Below are 18,297 nucleotides of genomic sequence, written 5' to 3' on the forward strand. Positions count from 1 at the left end.
GAGCGATTGGTTAACATTTTGAAACCCACAATGACAAATTACCTGTGACTTTGATCACAATCATGGTTTTTAAACACCACATTGCTTTCGTTTTTCGTTCGTTTTTGTTCCTTATCAAACAATAACCTTAAAGATTGTGGCCCAATAGACGCATAATTAGCCGCCAGGCGGCTGTCTGATAATGTGGGGTCCTTCATGACGAACAGTTCTCCTTACACAGAAACGGATGTCATCATCATTGGTGGTGGTGCGACCGGCGCCGGGATTGCCCGTGACTGCGCTCGCCGTGGTTTAGCCTGTACGCTCTTGGAGAGGCATGACATTGCCACTGGTGCGACTGGCCGTAACCATGGCTTGCTACACAGCGGCGCACGCTATGCGGTAACTGATGGCGAATCTGCCCGCGAATGTATTGAAGAAAACCGTATTCTGAAACGTATTGCACGCCATTGTATTGAGCAAACGGATGGCCTGTTTATCACGTTGCCGGAAGACTCGCTGGAATATCAGCAGCAATTTATCGCGCGCTGCCAGGACGCCGGTATCGAGGCCGAAGCCATTGATCCAAAGCTGGCCTTACGGCTGGAGCCGGCTGCTAATCCGACGTTGATTGCTGCCGTCCGCGTGCCAGATGGTACCGTCGATCCCTTCCGTTTAACTGCCGCGAATATGTTGGATGCGCGTGAGCACGGTGCGAATGTACTGACTTATCACGAAGTTATTGGCTTGCTACGCCACGGTGATAGGGTGAGCGGCGTGCGCGTTTTCGATCATAAGAATCAGCGCCAGTATGATATTCATGCACAAATAGTGGTCAATGCTGCGGGGATCTGGGGGCAACATATTGCTGAATATGCTGATCTTCGTATCCGCATGTTTCCGGCAAAAGGTGCTCTGTTGATCTTGGGCCATCGGATCAACAACATGGTGATCAACCGCTGTCGTAAACCGGCTGATGCTGACATTTTGGTTCCGGGCGACACCATTTCATTGATCGGGACGACCTCAACCCATATTGAATACGATCAAATCGATAATATGGTAGTAACGGCACAAGAGGTGGATACCTTAATCCGCGAAGGATCAAAACTTTCACCCCAGTTGGCGCAAACGCGCATCTTACGTGCTTACGCCGGTGTCAGGCCGCTGGTTGCCAGTGATGATGACCCGTCGGGGCGTAATGTCAGCCGTGGCATTGTGTTACTGGATCATGCTAACCGCGATGGTCTGGAAGGTTTTATCACCATTACCGGTGGCAAACTGATGACCTACCGTCTGATGGCTGAGTGGGCAACAGATAAAGTGTGTGAAAAATTAGGTATTACCGCAGCCTGTACCACCGCCCAAGCGCCACTACCCGGTTCACAGCAATCAGCGGAGCAAACTCTTAGCAAAGTCATTTCTCTGCCTGCCAGTATTCGTGGCTCAGCGGTTTATCGCCATGGGGATCGCGCAACACAACTATTGGCCGGAAACCGTCTGGATAACAGCCTGGTGTGCGAATGCGAGGCAGTGACTGCCGGCGAAGTGCGCTATGCGATTGAATCGCTATCGGTCAATAACCTACTGGATTTACGTCGTCGTACCCGTGTTGGCATGGGGACCTGTCAGGGTGAACTCTGTGCCTGCCGGGCCGCGGGTTTACTCAGCCGCTTTAAAGTGACCACGCCGCAGCAATCCCGTGAACAGCTGGTGCAATTTCTTAATGAGCGTTGGAAAGGTGTGCGCCCGATAGCTTGGGGTGATGCTTTGCGGGAGAGTGAATTTACGCATTGGGTCTATCAAGGGCTGTGTGGTCTGGATGACACCCCGTCTGCGGCCAACGTTCAGGAGAAACACGATGAAATTTGATGTCATTATCATCGGTGGTGGCTTGGCTGGTCTGGCGTGCGGTATCCGCCTGGCTGAGCAAGGCAAATATTGTGCGATTGTCAGCGCCGGGCAAAATGCGCTGCACTTTTCCTCCGGCTCTTTGGATCTATTGGCAAAACTACCGGATGGGCAGGCAGTCAGCCAGCCGTTATCCGCACTTGCGACCTTGGCTGAATTAGCGCCTGAACACCCCTATAGCAAGATGGGGCAAGTGGCACAAGTGGGTGAATTAGCACAAGAAGCTGAATCCCTGTTACAGCGGTGCGGCCTGAAATTGGTGGGCAGCGCGGCGAAGAACCATCTGCGGCTTACGCCGTTGGGCAGTTGCCGACCAACCTGGCTCAGCCCGGCGGATATCCCGGTTGCGCCATTGGAAGGCCCGCTGCCGTGGCAAAAAGTCGCGGTAATTGGTATTGAAGGTTTCCTCGATTTCCAACCACAAATGGTTGCCAGCGCCTTACAAGAGCAGGGTGTTGATGCGACGCCAGATTATCTGCATTTACCGGCGCTTGATCGTCTGCGGGATAACCCTAGCGAATTTCGTGCGGTCAATATTGCTCGTGTGCTGGATTTACCAGAAAACCTGCAACCGCTGGCGGATGAGTTATCCCGTCTGTCATCAGCAGCAGAAATGATTTTACTGCCAGCTTGTATCGGGCTGGATGTGTCTGCGCCACTGGAAGCATTGCGAGCCGCGGTCGGGAAACCCATTCAACTGCTGCCGACGCTACCACCGTCGTTACTTGGTATGCGATTACATCAGGCTCTGCGCCATCGCTTCCAGCAATTGGGGGGCATTATCATGCCCGGTGATGCGGTATTACGTGCTGAGCTGGTGGGGGACCGGATTACCGGGCTTTATAGCCGTAACCATGGCGATATTCCGTTGCGTGCCGCCCAGATGGTGCTGGCCAGCGGTAGCTTCTTCAGCAATGGGTTAGTGGCCACTTTTGAGCATGTTTACGAACCGATACTGGATCTGGATATTTTATCGCTACCGAACCGTGCCGACTGGAGCCGCAGCAATATGTTTGCGCCCCAGCCTTATCTGCAATTTGGGGTTAACACTGATAACCGGTTACGGGCGCTACGTGGGGGTATTGCACTGGATAATCTACATGTTATCGGTGCGGTACTGGGGGGATACGATCCGTTGCAACAAGGCTGTGGCGCAGGGGTTTCACTAACCAGCGCACTGTTTGTTGCAGAGCAGATTGTCAACGCAATGGAGGTGACATTATGACGTGGTTACCGCAGAACGGAGACAGCAACACTTTTTCTCAGAATCAACATTTGCCGCAGGATAAACACTTGGCACGGGATAACAGTTTTGAAAGTTGTATTAAGTGCACGGTTTGCACCACTTATTGCCCGGTCGCCAAGGTTAACCCGCTTTATCCGGGGCCGAAGCAGGCTGGCCCTGATGGTGAGCGATTACGTTTGAAAGATCCGGCACTGTATGACGATGCATTGAAATATTGCACGAACTGTAAACGTTGCGAAGTGGCATGCCCGTCCGATGTTAAAATCGGCGACATCATCCAACGTGCGAAAGCCAGTTACAGCAGCAATAAACCCAAACTGCGCGATGCGATCCTCAGTCATACCGATATCATGGGCACCCTCTCAACACCGTTTGCACCGGTAGTGAATGCGGTCACCGGTTTGAAACCGGTGCGTGCCTTGTTGGATAAAGCACTGAAAATTGATCATCGGCGTGAATTACCAAAATACTCGTTTGGTACCTTTCGCCGCTGGTATCGTAAACAGGCTGAAAAACAGCAGCAATATAGCGAACAAGTGGCATTTTTCCATGGTTGCTTCGTAAATTACAATCATCCCCAGTTAGGTAAAGATTTAGTCAGTGTATTCAATGCGATGAACATTGGCGTTCAATTACTTAAACGGGAAAAATGCTGTGGCGTACCACTGATTGCTAATGGATTTATTGAGCAGGCGAAAAAACAGGCACGGGTGAATCTGGAATCACTGACTGATGCGGTTATCGGGCGGGATATCCCGGTAGTGGCAACTTCATCAAGTTGCACCTTTACCTTGCGTGATGAGTATCCACACTTGTTAGATGTTGATACTGCCCCCGTGCGCGACAAAGTGGAGTTGGCGACACGCTATCTCTACCGCTTATTGGATCAGGGCCGCGACTTACCGTTGAAAGCGCTGTTCTCGGCAAACAATACGCCGTTGCGTATTGCCTATCACACACCTTGCCATATGGAGAAAATGGGCTGGACGGCCTATACCCTGGCTTTGCTACAGCGTATCCCTGGTATTGAGCTGGTGGTATTGGATTCGCAGTGTTGCGGGATTGCCGGAACTTATGGTTTTAAATCAGAGAACTACGCAACATCGCAAGGGATTGGTGCCTCACTGTTCCAGCAAATCGAGGAGAGTGGGGTTGATTTGGTGATTACCGATTGCGAAACCTGTAAGTGGCAGATTGAAATGTCGACCAGCAAAAAATGCGAACATCCCATCACTTTATTGGCACAGGCTTTAGCTTAATTTTGGAATAGGATAATGCAGGCAGAGCGCTGATGAGCCGCGCTCTGTTAAGGAATACTATTTTAGCTTGAGCGTGCTAATAATCGATTCGGCTTCAGTCTGAGCTTGCTGCTGATTATCTGCGGGCAGCGTAATTTGTATTGTCATCAAATGGTTATCGACTTTACCCATCAACACGGACGAATAGGCTTTCTGGCCGCCACTGGTAATAATGCTATCTAACTGCTGGAACGGTTGTCCGTCAATTTTAATGGCTTTATTGGTGACGACTTGCAGGTTAGCATCACGGGCGCGTTGCTGGTCTGCTAAACGCGTTGTCAGCACTTCCAGTTCTTCATTGGTGTTATCACCTAAAATCACGATAACTGCTTTATCGCCGGTTTTATTGGCGTAAACGTGCATGTTATTCGCTTGATTGCCCATCTTTCCGCTTTGATCAGACAAGTCTGCCGGCAAGCTGAAGGCCACTTTGCCTTCCAGCAGGCTGACCGGTTGGCCCACGTTACTATTGCTGTTGCCATCACAAGCACTTAATCCTGCAACCAACAGACCGACAGCAAGAAATTTGGTTATTTTATGCATGGGAATCCCTTTATTGATGATTAATATCCCCTTGTTACTTGAACTTACAGGGGGTTAGTGACACCCCTGCAACGCCAACTAATCTGGGTATAGCCTTATCGCACCTTATTCAGACGCTAAAAGCAATCTATTGTTCAGTGGCAGTAGCCTGCTTTAGTGCTTGCTGTTCGGTTTGTCGGGCAAAATATTTCAGCAATACATTGAGCATCACGCCATAGGCGGGTAGGAAGAACAACATGCAGATCAGTAGCTTAAAGCTATAATCCACTAAAGCGATTTCTACCCAGTTTGCAGCCATAAATGGGTCAGTACTGCGATAGAACGCAATAAAGAAGAACGCCATGGTGTCACTGATATTGCCAAAGAACATGGCAGCAGTAGGGGCAACCCACCAGGCACTGCGCTGACGCAGGCGGTTAAATACCTGAACATCCAGAATCTGGCCGAGTACATAGGCCATAAAGCTGGCAATCGCGATACGGGCTACCACCAAATTAAAGCTGGTTAATGCCGGTAACCCCTGCCAACTCCCCTGATAAAACAGGGCTGAAATCAGATATGAAATCAGCAACGCTGGCACCATAACCGACAGAATGATCCGGCGCGCCAAAGGAGCACCAAAAATCCGCACAGTCAGGTCAGTGGCAAGGAAGATAAACGGAAAAGTAAAAGCGCCCCAGGTGGTATGAAAACCGAAGATAGCGATCGGTAATTGCACCAGGTAGTTGCTGGAGGTAATGATGACAATATGGAATAGCGACAGCCATACCAAAGCGGTCATCCGCTGTTGGGCAGTAAACGAAAACATAAATGTGACCTTTTTGGTTATTGGGGTGAGGGAACCCAAACAGAATGTGCCGCAATTTCTGCGACGCGGCGGCATAATACGCGTTTGCGCAACGAATGCAATGGCTAATTTTAACGCAAACGTTAGCGTCGCTTGCGCCTAAAAATCGACGGGGTAAACTATCCGCCTTCGCACACAGGCTTATATTTTATCTTTATACTGCTAGCAAACCCATAACGACCAACAAGAGACTCACCATGACCGATATTTTTGCCAATCCAGACAAAACACTTGATGCACTGGGCCTGCGCTGCCCTGAGCCGGTGATGATGGTGCGAAAAACGGTCCGGCACATGGAAGATGGCCAAACTCTACTGATTATTGCTGACGACCCTGCCACCACCCGCGATATTCCTGGTTTTTGCCGTTTTATGGACCATCAGTTGTTGGCACAAGATACCGGGCAGACGCCGTATCGGTATTTGGTCAAGAAAGGGGCAAAAGCGCAGTAACACCCGCCTCTGCCCCAATTATCAGAACCGATGCTTGATTCAAACATCCCGCTTGCGCAGTAGCCGTAACGCATTGGCTGTTACTAAGGCGGTAGCACCGGAATCTGCTAATACTGCCAACCAGAGACCGGTTAACCCCAGTAGTGTGGTAACCAGGAAGATTCCCTTTAGGCCCAGTGCGATAGTAATGTTCTGGCGGATATTGGCGTTGGCCGCCCGTGATAACAGAATAATTTCTGCTAATCCGGTTAACCGGTTGTGGGTCAACGCGGCATCGGCTGTTTCCAATGCCACATCGGTGCCACTGCCCATGGCAATACCAATACTGGCTGCTTTCATCGCCGGAGCATCATTGATGCCATCACCGACCATCACCGTAGGTTGTGCCGCATTCAATGCCATAACCGCTTGCACTTTATCGGCGGGCAGTAATCCGGCGCGGTAATCAATCCCCAATTCACCGGCAATTGCCGCTGCGGCTCGTGGATTATCGCCAGTGAGCATCACCCCCTGAATACCTAACTTCTTCAGCGCATCAATGGCTTGTCTGGCATCAGTTCGTAACGTGTCACGTAATGCCAATAAACCAATTAGCGTTTCATCTTCCAGCACGGCGACGGCTGTTTTACCGCTGCTTTCCAACTGGTCGAGCTGTGTTTGCCACTCAGCAGTCAATAACTGTGGGGGCAACTTACTGGGGGCGCTGACGCGCACCGTCAGACCATTAACCACACCTTCAACGCCCACCCCCGCCAGAGCTCGACGCTCACTCGCCAGTGGCAATATTGGGGTGTTTTGCTGTGCGCGTTGCATAATAGCGATCGCTAACGGATGGTGGGAACCAGCTTCAACGGCGGCGGCCAATGCTAACAGGCGGGTTTCACTCACACCGGATATAGGCAGAATATCGGTAACTTTAGGTTTGCCCTCGGTCAGGGTGCCGGTTTTGTCAAAGGCAACCGTTTGAATTCGGCCCAACTGCTCCAGTGCTGCTCCCCCTTTGATCAATGCACCACGGCGGGTTGCCGCCGCTAATGCAGATGTAATTGCCGCAGGTGTGGAGATAACCAACGCACATGGGCAACCTATCAGTAATAGTGTCAGGCCGCGGTACAGCCAGGTTTCCCAAGGTTCGGCGAAAGCCAAAGGCGGTACTAACATGACCAGCGCTGAAAGCAGCATGATCGCTGGCGTATAAATACGACTGAAGCGGTCAATGAAACGCTCAATGGGTGCACGGCGTTCTTCTGCTAATTCAATTAGTTGCAGAATACGGTCAATAGCATTATTGCCCGGTTCTGAGATAACTCGCATTTCAGTGGCGCGATCGACCGATAAGCTCCCGGCCGCAACTTTTTCGCCTTGCTGACGCTCAACAGGGATAGATTCTCCGGTGAGGGCGCTTTCATCGAAACTGGCAAAAGGGGTCATTAATTCGGCATCTGCGGGTAAGCGGCCACCGGGCGAGATTTCGATGATATCGCCGGGGCGCAAACTGGCGACAGGAACCTGCCTACGCTCACCGTCTTTTAACAACAGTGCCTCTTCTGGCACCAGTGCCATCAGGGCAGTTACCCCACGGCGTGCACGGTTTGCGGCATAAGATTCGAGCAGTTCGCCGACCATAAACAGCAGTAATACCATGGCCGCTTCAGCGGTTGCGCCAATAAACATCGCCCCGATAGCTGCCACGCTCATCAAGGTTTCAATGGCGAAGGGAGTCCCAGAGCGGATAAGCTTCCAGGCTTTGGCGGTGATCGGGATCAGCCCGACAATGGTGGTTGCAGTGAAGGCAAACTCACTTAGTTCAAGGCTGAATAACGAGATCCCCCAACTGATAAGCATCAGTGTGGTTAATAATGCGATAGGTAAGTATTCGCGCAGGCGTGATTCTGGCGCGGCGGCTTTACTTCCTGCGCTTGATTGGGTATCGACCAGAGTGAATCCAGCCTGAGTGACTGCATTCACGACTTGAGGGCGAATATCTGTGCGTGCATCAACCACTAATTTTTCTGTGGCAAAGAGGACTTTTACATTTTCAATCCCGACCAGATTACTGACGGCATTTTCAATTTTTCGGGCACAGCTTGGGCAGTCCATCCCTTTGACCTGCCAACTGAAGCGCTGGCTATCTGAAGGTACCGCTGGCGCGAGTATGTCACTTTCGTCATCACCCTCATCACTTTGGCCCTGACTACAGCAACCCCCATCATTATGTGAGTGTTCACTCACTGAGTCTGGGCTGTCATTGCTGGCACTGGTTGTTTTCTGGCTGCTGCAACCGGTTTGTTGTTTGGCATGAGTGTGACCACAGCCACAGTTGTTGTGTGTATCCGTTGGATGCTGATGTTCAGAATGTGAATGCATGGTGCCTCCTGGAAAGCATGTAACAGGTATTGCAGCACTCTACACCTTGGAGTCAACTCCAGAGTCAAGAGGGAAATGAGAGTAATTGCTAAATGGGATTTTTGCTACATGGCAGGGTATGACTAAAGTGAGCGTATCCAGCGCATTGAAATGCGTGCCCCTTTGGTGGAGCACGCAGCTCAAACGGCTAAAAACGTATTGCGGTACTGATTTAATTACAAATACAGCGACCGGACAATCAGGAAATGCCCGACAAAGTAGCAGCCAGCGACAATTGCATCTGAAGCCCGGAATGAAAAACGATAGCGATTCAGTAGCCAAATGCTATGCGAAACCAGCAGTAACACCGTACCCGCCAGCAGAGAGAAGCTTAAATCTGTACTGCGGGCAAAGTATTGCTCGCCCGCCATCCAGACCATCAGTAACGTCATGCCAACGAAAGCGATCACTGGCCAGCGCATATCTTCCAGCCGTGTCCAGATAGTGGCTATCAGTAATGCGCCAATCACGATCAAAACCAACGGAAGAGGCCAGAACAGCGTGAATGTCATCTGGCTGGCAAAACTGATGGTATAGAGTAAATGGGAAAGGAAGAATGCGCCCAGAGCATAAAGTAAGCGCTCACTGGGTAGCAGTAATAATGCATCAGCTACCAGAGTCGCAAGTAAGCCCAAGACAATGAGATAGCCGACAGGACCAAGAATAGGTGCTTGCCAGGCAAGTAACAGTAAAAGTAACAGGGTGACAGGTTTGAATACCCAACGCTGCCAGCGTGGGCCTCGGTAAGTTGCATCAACAAACAACCAACCAGAAAAAAATACGGCAAGGAATGGCCAGCTCATTATTTATCCTTTTTTCTATGCAGGTTTCAGTGAAAGTACCTGTGTTGTAATGATAATCCGTAATGCTAATGACTCCGAGTATACATTCATCAAGTGTAAGGGATGGAAGCCAAGAGCGATAGCGACGCTATTGTGATTTGCATGATTTGTGCCACTTAATGCGTAACAGTCCGCATAATCAGATTTAGCGGCACCATCCGCCAGCGGAGATCTTGGTGTTGTTTGGTCCACATGTTATGTTAAGGCCAATTTCCTTTCGCTAAATCAAGGGATAGAGGCAGTAGCGCCATGGCCAATGAACAATTGCTTTATCGTATTCAATTTATAAATAACGGTAAGAATTATCAGCTCTATGTCCGTGAGGTAGGCCCGAGTAACTTGTTTGGGTTTATTGAAATTGCTGATTTTGTCTTTGATAGTCAATCAACATTGCTGGTGGACCCTTCAACTGAAAAACTGAAAACAGAATTTTCAGGTGTTAACCGCAGCTATATTCCTCTTCATTCGGTGATTCGTATCGATGCCGTAACGGAAAAGGGCAGCGCTCGGATCTCTGAATTGGGCAGTAATGTGATGAGTTTCCCCTATCTGCCGGGCAATAAGTCCTGATGGATAGTGTATGAATAAACCTCCGTTATTATTGATTGCTGTGGTGGTACTGATAGCCGTATTGGCGACCCGTCAGTATTGGCAAAAAAAACGGCAGGATACAGAAAATGACCGAGCGCTGGTGCGCAATTTACACGTTGAAGTCATTAATAAACGAGAAGTATTAGCGCCCAATCGTCGCTCACGGCAGCGCGAAGAAATTGTTGCAGAAGAAAAACGCTATGAAGTTACTTTCCAGCCGCTTATCAGTAGTATTGAGGTGAAAAGTAACCGTGAAATCAAAATGATACTGCCACAGCAGGCGTACAATACTATTGTACAAGGCGCACAGGGAACGTTACGTTTACAAGGCTCCCGCTATATTGGTTTTACCCCGACGTCAGTCCCCGACTAAATCTGTCGCCAAATAAGTCAGCCTGCAATCAACAATTTGCCGCTACAACCAAGGTATATCCAATAGACTTGAAGTTGCAGGCGGCAGATAAGTTTATTTTTTAGGCAGTGATGGTTGCTTCTTTTGCCAGGCCAGTAATTCAAAGACACCGAACACAAAGATTTTAAGTTGCTGTAAGCCACTGATCGGTTGATCTTTAGGTTGTGTGGATTTGAGTAGAACCAGTTGCAAACCATGCATCAAAACCATAAATATCATGGCGACATTAATAAAGTATCTCAATGGTTTAGGGAAGGGTTGGAACAGGTTTAGCAGTAAGAAAAACCATACCCCTAACATCAATAACCGGCCGAGATTAATCCACATGGTGTTGCTCCAGTTCTTCCGCTGATACAGCGTGTTGGTGAGTCTGTTCATTACGAATATAGAGACGATAGGCCACTTGACCGGCAATTTTCTCGCGATGTAACTGCCAACTGCCGGGAACATCCGCAGCGGCACTTTCAGCCTCTGCTTCAACGTAAATCCAAGCCTGTTCTGCCAGCCAGTTATATTGCTCCAGCAGTGTGATGGTTTCAGCTAACAAGCCTTTACGGAAAGGGGGATCAAGGAATACCAGATCAAAAGGCTGCCCCGGTTGAGCCAGCCACTGCAAAGAATTGGTATTCACTACTTGACCATTCTTGGCACTCAATAATGCCAGATTGCTGCCAAGTTGCTTGGCGACATGCCGATCGGCTTCTAATAATATGGCTGCACCGGCATAACGGGATAGCGCTTCCAGCCCCAATGCGCCGCTGCCCGCAAAGCAATCCAGACACCGGGCACCCTGAATCATCGGTGCCAGCCAGTTAAACAGTGTCTCTCTGACCCGGTCAGTGGTTGGGCGTAGCCCTGGGCTATCAGGCACGGGCAATTTACGGCCTCGCCATTTGCCACCAATGATGCGGATCTGCCCCGCTGCCTGATGTGCTGCCGGTTTTGCGCTAGGCCGTTGGGTTGTCGATCGTGTTGTAGGTCGTTTTGCCATAGATTGCTTTGCTTGAAAGTTGAGCCAGTATTGCAGCGCTGAATAAAAGAGTTAATCGCTATTCTACCTACGACTGCTGTGTGGGGGAAACGTTAAACCTTTGTTGACTGAATTCACAATAGAAACCAGCATCGTGCGCGTGTTGCTGTTCAGGGGAAAGTGATAGACTTGCAAACTATTATCTTATTTATGCAAACCCGAAGTCATAAGGGTAAAGCCATGATTAAACCGCGAGGAGTGTAGTCGCAAATGGCAAAAGAAAAAAAACGTGGTTTTTTTTCCTGGCTGGGCCTTGGCCGTCAGAATGAAGAACAACCAACAGAGCCATTGGCTACTGAAAAAGAAGGTGTTGCTGAGCATGCTGAAGAGCAAGCCATCAGTGAGAAACAGATTGAGATAGTATCTGAGCATCCGCCTGTTGAGCTAGAAGAGCATGTCACTGCCGCACCGGGTGAATGGGATAGCGCCGTTGTCAGTGAAGCCGCGGCTGAAATTCTGCCTGAGCTGGATGTAGACCCTACAGCGCAAGGAGTTGAGGAACCGATAGATTTCTCTTCTGATCCTCAGTATTTACAACATCATTTCTCACAACATGAGAATGAAGACGATAATGTTGCTCAATGGGATGAAGGCACCGTCAGTGCGCCAGAACTGCCATTGACAGAAGATAACCTGGTTCTCGATGTCTCTGCGCCACAAGCTATTGTGGAAGAACCGTGGGTCGAGGTTAGCGGCGAAACAGCAGTAATTGAAGAAGAATTTGAGTCACAAACAGAGCTTGAAGCGGTAAACGAAATTGTGCCGGTAGCGGTTCAGGAACAAGAACGCCCAACCAAAGAAGGTTTTTTTGCTCGTTTAAAACGCAGCTTACTTAAAACCAAGCAGAATCTTGGCTCCGGTTTTATGGGGCTGTTCAGTGGTAAGAAAATCGACGACGATCTGTTTGAAGAATTAGAAGAACAGCTCCTGATCGCCGACGTTGGCGTCGAAACTACCCGTAAAATTATTACCTCTCTAACCGAACATGCCAGTCGTAAGCAGCTAAAAGATGCCGAAGCGTTATATGGCAAGCTTAAAGAGGAAATGTCTGAAATTCTGTCTAAAGTAGACAAGCCATTGGATGTCAGTGGCAAAAATCCCTTTGTTATCCTAATGGTTGGCGTTAATGGTGTGGGGAAAACTACCACCATCGGGAAACTGGCACGCCAATTCCAGGCTGAAGGTAAATCTGTCATGCTGGCGGCGGGTGATACTTTCCGCGCGGCTGCGGTAGAACAACTGCAAGTTTGGGGGGATCGTAACAAGATTGCCGTGGTGGCACAGCATACCGGTGCAGACTCTGCTTCGGTGATTTTCGATGCTATTCAGGCAGCGAAAGCCCGAGGTATTGATGTGCTGCTGGCGGACACTGCCGGGCGTTTACAAAATAAAGCCCACCTGATGGAAGAGTTGAAGAAGATTGTCCGAGTGATGAAAAAGCTGGACGGCGACGCCCCCCATGAGGTTATGCTGACGTTAGATGCCAGTACCGGACAAAATGCGGTGAGTCAGGCGAAACTGTTTAATGAAGCAGTCGGTCTGACCGGAATTACCCTGACTAAACTGGATGGTACCGCCAAGGGCGGGGTGATTTTTGCCATCGCAGATCAGTTCGGAATCCCAATCCGTTATATCGGTGTTGGGGAAGGTATAGAAGATTTGCGGCCATTTAAGGCTGACGATTTTATTGAGGCTCTTTTTGCCCGAGAGGACTAATACGGATGATTCGCTTTGAACAGGTCAGTAAAGCTTATCTGGGCGGACGACAGGCGCTCCAAGGGGTCGATTTTCATCTGCGCCCAGCGGAAATGGCGTTTCTGACCGGCCATTCCGGTGCAGGGAAAAGCACCCTGCTGAAACTGATTTGTGGTATCGAGCGCCCCAGTGCCGGTCATATATGGTTTGGTGGTCACGATATCAGTCGCTTGAAAAACCGAGAAGTACCTTTCCTGCGTCGCCAGATCGGGATGATCTTCCAGGATCATCACCTGTTGTTGGACAGAACGGTATATGACAATGTCGCTATGCCATTGATTATTGCTGGTGCCAGCACTGAAGATATTCGCCGCAGAGTATCCGCAGCTCTGGATAAAGTAGGGTTGTTGGATAAGGCGAAAAACTTCCCAATTCAACTTTCCGGCGGTGAGCAACAGCGTGTAGGCATTGCTCGGGCGGTAGTGAATAAACCGGCAGTATTACTGGCTGATGAACCGACGGGTAACCTGGACGATGCATTATCCGAAGGTATTTTGCGTTTGTTTGAAGAATTTAACCGTGTGGGCGTTACCGTGTTGATGGCAACCCACGATACGTCGTTGATTGCCCGGCGGCGCTACCCGATTCTGACATTGAGTCAGGGGCGGATGTTAGGAGCGCATCATGGCGAATAACGCACAGAAAGCAAAAACCAAAGCGCTAAAAGGCGGTTGGCGTGAACAGTGGCGCTATTCGTGGGTTAATGCCATTGCCGATATGATGCGCCAACCACTGGCGACACTGTTAACGGTGATGGTGATTGCCATTTCGTTAACACTGCCAAGCGTATGCTATATCGTGTGGAAGAACGTCAGTCAGGCGGCAGATCAATGGTATCCAACCCCACAACTGACGGTCTATTTAGATAAAGCACTGGACGATAACGCAGCTGAGAACGTGGTGACTACGTTGAAAGCGGAAGCAGGTGTGGAGAAGGTTAATTATCTGTCGCGGGAAGAAGCGATGGGTGAGTTCCGCAACTGGTCCGGTTTTGGTGGAGCGCTGGATATGCTGGAAGAAAATCCGCTGCCCGCGGTTGCCATCATCACCCCTAAATTGGATTTCCAAAGCTCAGGGACGCTGGATACCCTGCGTGATCGGGTTAGTAAGGTGGAAGGGGTGGCTGAAGTCCGCATGGATGATAGCTGGTTTGCCCGTTTGGCCGCGCTGACAGGCCTGGTCGGGCAGGTCGCGGCCATGATTGGTGTTTTGATGGTGGTTGCCGTGTTCCTGGTAATTGGTAACAGTGTGCGTCTGAGTATCTTTAGCCGCCGCGATACTATCAATGTTATGAAGTTGATTGGTGCAACGGATGGGTTCATTCTGCGACCGTTCCTGAACGGCGGGGCAATGCTGGGATTTGGTGGTGCGGTGTTATCTCTGATCCTATCAGAAGGGCTGGTATGGAAGCTTGGCTCGGTGGTTACGCAGGTGGCAGCGGTGTTCGGTACCCAATTTACCTTACATGGCTTGAGCTGGGATGAGTGCCTGTTGCTGGTATTGATCTCTGCCATGATCGGCTGGATTGCAGCGTGGCTGGCAACGGTCCAACATTTACGTCGATTTACACCGCAGTAAAGAATGTTTGTTATACTCTTTCCCTGCGGTGTTGAACTAAAGCAGGGAAAGAGGTGTTTGCTGTAGTGAATTCCATCTACACTTCCTGATCCGCTTGACCGGTTATCTGCTAAGATCCAGAGTCAAAAAGTGTGATCTGGTATGAACTTTTACGGCAATAACCAGTCCAACAACACAGTGAAATGATAATGTGCCCAGCGCTTGAATCTGTTTAAGCAGATGCTAAAATATCTGCGCTGAGACAAAACTGCACTAAACATGCAATGAGAGGGTTTTGAATGACCAAAGAAATGCAAACTTTAGCCTTAGTACCCCAAGGTAGTCTGGAAGCCTATATTCGGGCCGCCAACGCCTATCCGATGCTGACCGCAGAGGAAGAACGGGAGCTGGCTGAACGGCTGCATTACCAGGGCGATCTGGGAGCGGCTAAACAGCTTATCCTGTCTCACCTGCGCTTTGTCGCTCATGTTGCCCGCAACTATTCCGGGTATGGTTTGCCGCAGGCTGACCTTATTCAGGAAGGTAATATTGGCTTGATGAAAGCAGTTCGCCGTTTTAACCCTGAAGTCGGGGTACGTCTGGTGTCCTTTGCGGTACATTGGATCAAAGCAGAAATTCACGAATATGTTCTGCGTAACTGGCGAATTGTCAAAGTCGCAACCACTAAAGCTCAGCGTAAATTGTTCTTCAACCTGCGTAAAACCAAGCAGCGTCTGGGTTGGTTTAATCAGGATGAAGTCGAGCTGGTTGCCAAAGAACTGGGTGTGACCAGTAAAGATGTTCGCGAGATGGAATCACGCATGTCCGCACAGGATATGACATTTGATCCATCTCCAGATGACGAAGCACGTGATGGCCAATCTATGGCGCCGGTCCTGTATTTACAGGATAAAACCTCTGATTTTGCTGATGGCATTGAAGAGGATAACTGGGATAACCATGCGGCAGATAAACTGTCTTATGCGTTGGAAGGATTGGACGAGCGGAGCCAGCATATTATTCGCGCCCGTTGGTTGGACGATGACAACAAGTCAACGTTGCAGGAGCTGGCCGATCAGTACGGTGTATCTGCTGAACGTGTGCGTCAGCTTGAAAAGAACGCGATGAAAAAATTACGCATGGCGATTGAAGCCTAATACATATACCCAAAACCATTAGCATTGCAGTTAAACACTACTGCGATGTTAGCTATAAACGGGATATGGCGTAACATGAAGGGCGATATTATTTATTAATGTCGCCCTTTTGCTTTTTTGGCACTCTCCATCAACAAAATTTATTTAGCAAAACCCGTTTTATCTAGCAAAATCAAATGAGCTGAGATCGCTATTTTATTGATACTGGCTATTTGTGCCAGCCTTGTGTGCCACGGCTAAAACCACAGGCGTGCATAAAACCATCCATCGCCTCATGTTGTTCGGCTATAACCTGCTCATCCTTAAGTTGCCAGTGCTGTACTGTCGGTAACTGACGCTGCGTTTCTTCAATCAAATATAATCCCACGCCACGGCGACGAGTCACCTCTCTGACATACAAATCCTGAAACTCAGCCTGCTGACCATTCACCGTGATTTTGACTGCACCTAATAGACGCTCGTTAAAACGCGCGCCAAACAGCGGCTTACCATCGTTAATCCACTGCTGCCAGAGCGTTGGCTGTTGTTCAGGCCAGATCTTCGCTAAATCGATAAGATCCTGATGAGTAAGGGTTGTTAATCGTTCAATAGTCAGTTTCATCGTCGAGAGACCACAAAAAAGTAAGGGTAATGGGGCTGTGGTTTATTGTACTAGATCACAGACCAGAGCGTTGTGTAAGTTTTTCTGTACGTTCACGGCGGAAAATGTTTTTTCGCTACTGCATTTTCCGAGTTTTACCGGAGTAAAAGATCACATAACCAGCACAACCCACTATCATTTGAGTAAAACCCATTCAATTTAATCCTAATTTTATGCTGTTTACACCGCTTGTTTCTGCTTGTCTTAGTTGATTTACAGCATAAAACTCCTGTTTAATGACATGAAAAATAAAGTCTTATTAGAAAAATCTATTACTTTTGAGACTAAATCATTATTACTTATGAATAAAACGTTACATTCGATAAAACGTTAAGACCGACACAACAAGCACGTTCACAATGACAGATGGGGAATTCGCGGATGAAATTAACAAAAGGTAAAGTGTTGCTGGCTGGGTGTATAGCAATGGTGATGAGCCACTCTGTACTGGCTAAAGACATTAAAGTCGCCATTGTTGGCGCGATGTCAGGCCCGGTTGCCCAATATGGTGACATGGAATTTACCGGCGCACGTCAGGCTATTGCTGATATCAATGCCAAAGGTGGAATCAAAGGCGATAAACTGGTTGGCGTGGAATACGATGATGCCTGCGACCCGAAACAAGCTGTCGCCGTTGCCAACAAAGTCATTAACGACGGTATTCGTTATGTTATCGGCCATCTGTGCTCTTCTTCAACTCAGCCTGCCTCAGACATTTATGAAGATGAAGGCGTGATTATGATCACTCCTGCTGCAACCAATGCCGATCTGACCACGCGTGGTTACAAAATGATCATGCGCACCACCGGTTTGGATTCTGATCAAGGCCCAACCGCTGCCAAATATATCATTGAGACTATTAAGCCTAAACGTATTGCAGTGGTACATGATAAGCAGCAGTACGGTGAAGGCTTGGCGCGTTCTGTACGTGACAGCTTGAAAAAGCAAGGTACCGAAGTGGTGCTGTTTGAAGGCGTGACCGCGGGTGATAAAGATTTCTCTACGTTGGTGGCTCGTCTGAAGAAAGAGAATGTCGATTTCGTCTACTTTGGTGGTTACTACCCAGAGATGGGTCAGATCCTGCGTCAGGCGAAGCAAGCAGGTCTGACAGCTCGCTTTATGGGGCCAGAGGGTGTTGGTAACTCCTCACTATCTAATATCGCTGGTGACGCTTCTGAAGGCATGCTGGTGACATTACCGAAACGTTATGATCAGGTGCCAACTAACCAGCCTATTGTTGATGCGCTGAAAGCGAAGAAACTTGACCCAACCGGTCCGTTTGTTTGGACAACCTATGCTGCATTGCAATCGCTAACCACGGCAATGGAACGTAGCGGCAGCCAAGAGCCGGCTGATTTGGTCAAAGATCTGAAAACTGGTAAGCCGGTTGAAACAGTGATGGGGCCATTGAGTTGGGATGAAAAAGGCGATTTGAAAGGGTTTGAATTCGGTATTTTTGAATGGCACGCAGATGGTTCTTCAACTGCGGTCAAATAACAATAATATTAGAATCATCAAGTTGTAGGGTTGCTCCCGCAGCAACCCGGCCCCTTTTACCAACTGCATCCCCCCATGTTTCGGGGGGATTTTCCTCTCTGCACACAGTAGATTTGGCGCAGTTGGCTAGGGCA

18 protein-coding genes are annotated in these 18,297 nt (G+C 49.2%); 11 read left to right on the top strand and 7 right to left on the bottom strand.

Annotation, left to right across the window (positions count from 1 at the left end):
• The first annotated feature begins 195 nt into the window (after positions 1-195).
• Genes glpA through glpC form a run of 3 tightly spaced genes read left to right on the top strand, consistent with a single transcriptional unit; the run spans position 196 to position 4,395 of the window.
• Complete coding sequence (glpA, locus tag V2A85_RS02655; protein WP_372560059.1) at positions 196-1,851, top strand: anaerobic glycerol-3-phosphate dehydrogenase subunit A; 1,656 nt, start codon at positions 196-198, stop codon at positions 1,849-1,851.
• Complete coding sequence (gene glpB, locus V2A85_RS02660) at positions 1,841-3,115, top strand: glycerol-3-phosphate dehydrogenase subunit GlpB (RefSeq protein ID WP_372560058.1); 1,275 nt, start codon at positions 1,841-1,843, stop codon at positions 3,113-3,115. The genes glpA and glpB overlap by 11 nt, the downstream gene beginning before the upstream one ends.
• Positions 3,112-4,395: an anaerobic glycerol-3-phosphate dehydrogenase subunit GlpC gene (gene glpC / locus V2A85_RS02665; protein ID WP_372560057.1), complete on the top strand. Its 1,284-nt coding sequence runs from the start codon at positions 3,112-3,114 to the stop codon at positions 4,393-4,395. Before glpB ends, glpC begins: the two co-directional genes overlap by 4 nt.
• A gap of 57 nt (positions 4,396-4,452) precedes the next feature.
• Here the strand turns inward: glpC and V2A85_RS02670 are convergent, their stop codons facing one another.
• Together V2A85_RS02670 and V2A85_RS02675 are read right to left on the bottom strand one after the other, a co-directional pair.
• Positions 4,453-4,977, bottom strand: coding sequence for a DcrB family lipoprotein (locus V2A85_RS02670; RefSeq protein ID WP_083161941.1), 525 nt, complete (start codon positions 4,975-4,977; stop codon positions 4,453-4,455).
• Positions 4,978-5,104: 127 nt separating this feature from the next.
• On the bottom strand, positions 5,105-5,785 hold the full coding sequence (locus tag V2A85_RS02675) for a 7-cyano-7-deazaguanine/7-aminomethyl-7-deazaguanine transporter (protein ID WP_372560056.1): 681 nt from the start codon (positions 5,783-5,785) through the stop codon (positions 5,105-5,107).
• A gap of 236 nt (positions 5,786-6,021) precedes the next feature.
• On the opposite strand from V2A85_RS02675, the gene tusA reads away from it, so the two are divergent.
• Positions 6,022-6,276 (top strand): sulfurtransferase TusA, encoded by a 255-nt coding sequence (tusA, locus tag V2A85_RS02680; RefSeq protein WP_372560055.1) that lies wholly within the window; start codon positions 6,022-6,024, stop codon positions 6,274-6,276.
• A gap of 39 nt (positions 6,277-6,315) precedes the next feature.
• On the opposite strand, the gene V2A85_RS02685 is transcribed toward tusA, so the two are convergent.
• Together V2A85_RS02685 and V2A85_RS02690 are read right to left on the bottom strand one after the other, a co-directional pair.
• Positions 6,316-8,643 carry a zinc/cadmium/mercury/lead-transporting ATPase gene (locus V2A85_RS02685; RefSeq protein ID WP_420070853.1) on the bottom strand — a complete coding sequence of 776 codons (2,328 nt, stop codon included), beginning with the start codon at positions 8,641-8,643 and terminating at the stop codon, positions 6,316-6,318.
• 215 nt (positions 8,644-8,858) lie between these two features.
• Positions 8,859-9,485: a lysoplasmalogenase gene (locus V2A85_RS02690; RefSeq protein WP_083161950.1), complete on the bottom strand. Its 627-nt coding sequence runs from the start codon at positions 9,483-9,485 to the stop codon at positions 8,859-8,861.
• Between the two features lie 288 nt (positions 9,486-9,773).
• On the opposite strand from V2A85_RS02690, the gene V2A85_RS02695 reads away from it, so the two are divergent.
• Both V2A85_RS02695 and V2A85_RS02700 read left to right on the top strand, forming a co-directional pair.
• A complete protein-coding gene (locus V2A85_RS02695) occupies positions 9,774-10,094 on the top strand; it encodes a DUF1820 family protein (protein ID WP_083161953.1) in 321 nt (106 codons plus the stop codon).
• A gap of 10 nt (positions 10,095-10,104) precedes the next feature.
• Complete coding sequence (locus tag V2A85_RS02700) at positions 10,105-10,488, top strand: DUF2500 domain-containing protein (protein ID WP_420070854.1); 384 nt, start codon at positions 10,105-10,107, stop codon at positions 10,486-10,488.
• Positions 10,489-10,581: 93 nt separating this feature from the next.
• Here V2A85_RS02700 and V2A85_RS02705 read toward each other — a convergent pair whose 3' ends face one another.
• Together V2A85_RS02705 and rsmD are read right to left on the bottom strand one after the other, a co-directional pair.
• The gene (locus tag V2A85_RS02705; RefSeq protein WP_032906890.1) at positions 10,582-10,854 is read right to left on the bottom strand and encodes a DUF1145 family protein; all 273 of its coding nucleotides are present in this window, start codon (positions 10,852-10,854) and stop codon (positions 10,582-10,584) included.
• Entirely contained in the window at positions 10,844-11,518 is a 675-nt protein-coding gene (gene rsmD, locus V2A85_RS02710; RefSeq protein WP_420070855.1) for a 16S rRNA (guanine(966)-N(2))-methyltransferase, read from the bottom strand. The genes V2A85_RS02705 and rsmD overlap by 11 nt, the downstream gene beginning before the upstream one ends.
• Before the next feature lie 249 nt (positions 11,519-11,767).
• On the opposite strand from rsmD, the gene ftsY reads away from it, so the two are divergent.
• From ftsY to rpoH, 4 genes are all read left to right on the top strand, one after another.
• Positions 11,768-13,273: a signal recognition particle-docking protein FtsY gene (gene ftsY / locus V2A85_RS02715; RefSeq protein ID WP_420070856.1), complete on the top strand. Its 1,506-nt coding sequence runs from the start codon at positions 11,768-11,770 to the stop codon at positions 13,271-13,273.
• A gap of 5 nt (positions 13,274-13,278) precedes the next feature.
• A complete protein-coding gene (gene ftsE, locus V2A85_RS02720; RefSeq protein WP_019213191.1) occupies positions 13,279-13,947 on the top strand; it encodes a cell division ATP-binding protein FtsE in 669 nt (222 codons plus the stop codon).
• Positions 13,937-14,890, top strand: coding sequence for a permease-like cell division protein FtsX (ftsX, locus tag V2A85_RS02725; protein ID WP_083161961.1), 954 nt, complete (start codon positions 13,937-13,939; stop codon positions 14,888-14,890). Before ftsE ends, ftsX begins: the two co-directional genes overlap by 11 nt.
• A gap of 278 nt (positions 14,891-15,168) precedes the next feature.
• Positions 15,169-16,026 (top strand): RNA polymerase sigma factor RpoH, encoded by an 858-nt coding sequence (gene rpoH, locus V2A85_RS02730; protein ID WP_004391342.1) that lies wholly within the window; start codon positions 15,169-15,171, stop codon positions 16,024-16,026.
• A 208-nt stretch (positions 16,027-16,234) separates the two neighbouring features.
• Here the strand turns inward: rpoH and panM are convergent, their stop codons facing one another.
• Entirely contained in the window at positions 16,235-16,627 is a 393-nt protein-coding gene (gene panM, locus V2A85_RS02735) for an aspartate 1-decarboxylase autocleavage activator PanM (protein WP_083161963.1), read from the bottom strand.
• A 420-nt stretch (positions 16,628-17,047) separates the two neighbouring features.
• Here panM and V2A85_RS02740 point away from each other — a divergent pair, with 420 nt between their 5' ends.
• Positions 17,048-18,163 carry a branched-chain amino acid ABC transporter substrate-binding protein gene (locus tag V2A85_RS02740; protein ID WP_420070857.1) on the top strand — a complete coding sequence of 372 codons (1,116 nt, stop codon included), beginning with the start codon at positions 17,048-17,050 and terminating at the stop codon, positions 18,161-18,163.
• Positions 18,164-18,297 lie beyond the last annotated feature (134 nt).

The organism is Yersinia sp. 1252 StPb PI (genome assembly GCF_048593885.1).
Taxonomy (GTDB): Bacteria; Pseudomonadota; Gammaproteobacteria; order Enterobacterales; family Enterobacteriaceae; genus Yersinia; species Yersinia enterocolitica_E.